Annotated in this window: 2 protein-coding genes; both read left to right on the top strand. The window is 63.7% G+C overall.

The annotated features are described in order from the left end of the window. The first annotated feature begins 263 nt into the window (after positions 1-263). Positions 264-2333, top strand: coding sequence for an FAD-binding protein (locus VFL62_RS01050; RefSeq protein ID WP_325170524.1), 2070 nt, complete (start codon positions 264-266; stop codon positions 2331-2333). 131 nt (positions 2334-2464) lie between these two features. Continuing rightward, positions 2465-2840: hypothetical protein (locus VFL62_RS01045; protein WP_325170523.1), on the top strand; the 376-nt coding region annotated here is incomplete at its 3' end.

Genomic DNA, 2840 nt, shown 5'->3' with positions numbered 1-2840 from the left:
TTCGCGCGCTTCGCAGAGCGGCCGGTCTTTGCAAGACCGAATCTTTGGTGCATGATCTTCATTAATCGCGAAGGTCACGGGTCATCGAGCAAACAGAGGCTCGTTCGTGGGCCGCGAAGATGAGTCCGAACGGGAATAGTGCCGCCATGCATGCGGCAGGCAATAGAGCCACGCCGCGCTGGCGCTGAATAACCACGGCTGAGTCGTGAATTCGCTGCCAATGTGGTCGTCATCCGCGGGCCACAGCTTGGGGGAGACTAAACATGGTCAAAAGACGCGAAACAAAGGTCGCCGAGCTTCCGGATCAAACGGCCGCCAGCCGGCGCGACTTCGTCAAGGCGGGCGCTGCCGCCGGATTGGGCGCGGCCATCCTGTCGGCCCCTGGCAAGGCACAGGCACAACGGGCCCCCGCTGACATTCGCTGGGACTACGAGGCGGATGTGATCGTGTGCGGCTCCGGTGGGACCGGAATCGTGGCGGCGAAACGCGCACATGACCTGGGCGCCGATGTGCTGGTTCTGGAGCAGAACTTCGATATCGGCGGCAAATTATCGCACAACGGCGGACAGTCGTCGTTCGGCGGCGGCGACCCCATCCAGGAGCGCGACCGATTGGGCCTTGCCGACCCCGACGGATGGCTGACCGCCCCGCTGACGCCGGCCGCGGATCTGACCGACGACCCCGAGACGCTGTTCATCGACACGACCGACTGGTCGGTCGTCAACGACCACGCGGTTGCCGAATATCGCTACAACGATCGCGCACTCCAGCGCGGGTGGGCCGACAACGCGGCCGCGACCCGCCAGTTCCTGATGGACAACCACGTTCGCTTTGCGCGCATTAGCGGTACCCACCAGGGCGGCGGCATGACCAAGGCGCGGGCCGCTCGTTCGATCATGAAGCTCGGCAACAAGACGGACATCGAGGCGGGGACGATCACCTCGGCAGACGCCGGCAGCATGGAGGAGGAAAGACAATCACTCTTCAACCCCAGCACCTGCGGTGGCCCCGGCGCGCGGGCCGACGCCGTTGGTGCTCCTAACTGCATAAGCGGCGGCTTCGTCATCTCGCGCTCCGTTGAATACAGCGCCCGCAAGGCGGGCGTCAGGTTCATGCTCAACCGGCACCTGGACGAAATCATCCGCGAGGGTCACGATTCGGGCAGGGTTATCGGTGTCAAGGCAAGCTACACGCCGCGCTTCAGTCCCAAGACTGGCAAACGGCTGGAGAGCTACTGGAGCAACGGCAATATCGACGAAACCAAGCAGGTCATCTACATCCGCGCTCGCAGGGCAGTGATCGTGGGGACCGGCGGCTATATGGGCAACGTTCCCTTCCGCACCATGTTCGACCCGCGGATGAGCGAACCTTCGATGCAGTTCGGCACTGGCCTGATGGGTCCTCTCCACGAGGACGCGAGCGGCATCCTGGCCGGCATGAAGGTCGGGGCGGGCCTCGGCGGTCTTTACCAGGCCAACCTTCACGCCAACACGGCCCTGCGCCTTCAGAACGTTCTGGCCTGCACCGACATTTACGACAGGGTGATGCCGGGGCACCCGGCGTTCGAGTTCATCCGTTCCTACGGCATCTCGATCGGCACCACAGGCTGGGAATACATCATTGCCGTCAACCAGGTCGGCAAGCGCTTCCACGACGAGATATCGACCGGCGCCCAGCGCGGTGCGGAGGCCCAATACCCCCCGGGCTCGTCAGGGACCAAAAAGCCCTTCACCCCGTGCGATTGGCGGAACGCCAGCGTGGCCCAAGTCCGCTCGAGTTTTGCCTGGGGATCAGGCTCGGACGCGGCACTGGCCATGAACGAAGGCTCGCGCGCTCCAGACTACTCCTCGGGGCCGGTCTGGGCAATCTTCGACCAGGCAGCGGTCGATGCCAATGGCTGGCAGCTTCGGCACCCCTATATCGCCGATCCCCCGAACGGGACCTTCTTCAAGGCGGATACGATCGCTGAACTTGCCCGGTTGGTGGTGGGCAACCGGTTCCAGCGCATGCCGCTCAAGTATCTCGAGCAAACCGTCGCCAGGTTCAACGGCTTCGTCGCCGCCGGCAAGGACACCGACTTCGAGAAGGCGGCCATGCACAGGATCGACAAGGCGCCATTCTATGCCGCGCTGATCCCGTTCGCCGTCAACGATTCCATTGGCGGACTGAAAATCGACGGGCATTGCCAGGTCATCGACATATATGGGAAGCCGATTCCGGGTCTTTTTGCCGGCGGCGAGGCCTCCGGCGGCGGCCGGCAGCATGGCATCGGCCGCGCGTGTGTCCATGGCTATATGGCGGGGACGTACGCGGCTGCCGAACCGGCCGGCTGAACTAACGGCGCAGGGTGTCGCGGCGGGCCGCGTGGCCCGCCGACACGCCCCGCCGTCGGCGACGGCGCTGGTGTGTGGAGCCCGTTCGGGATCAATCAGGCAAAAGTGTTTGCGAGACGAGAAGCCAAACCATGACGAGTCAGGAAGCTGTTCTTTTCAATGTCTCCCTGAGCCTGTCGATTTCGCCTCAGGAGGCGGATGCCGGCACTGCCCTGACCCTCAAAGCCGTCGCGGAATGTCCCGAACAATACGATCTTTCGGGTGATCCGGTTTTGTTCTTTGACGCAGCGGGCCGCGAAGTCGGCAGAGCGCCGCTCGTAGCCTTCGAGGGAAACGATTTCGGTGCGGAGATCACGATCACCGCCCCGATCGAACTCGGCGAACATGGATACAGCACTGTGCTGATGCCCGCCGACGGCGACGGCGTCGCCCATGCCGGAGCAAGTGCCGGTGCCCGCTGCAGGGTCAAAGCACACGACGTTCATATCAATGCCTGGGACATCCCGT

Source organism: Bradyrhizobium sp. (genome assembly GCF_035701725.1).
Classification (GTDB): domain Bacteria; phylum Pseudomonadota; class Alphaproteobacteria; order Rhizobiales; family Xanthobacteraceae; genus Bradyrhizobium.
The sequence above is the reverse complement of the archived record's forward strand: the minus strand, read 5'-3'. Positions and strand labels throughout refer to the sequence as shown.

What these genes read in the sequence shown, in the direction of transcription:
- VFL62_RS01050 (WP_325170524.1), top strand. Translation starts at nt 264, where the DNA reads ATGGTCAAAAGACGCGAAACAAAGGTCGCCGAGCTTCCGGATCAAACG.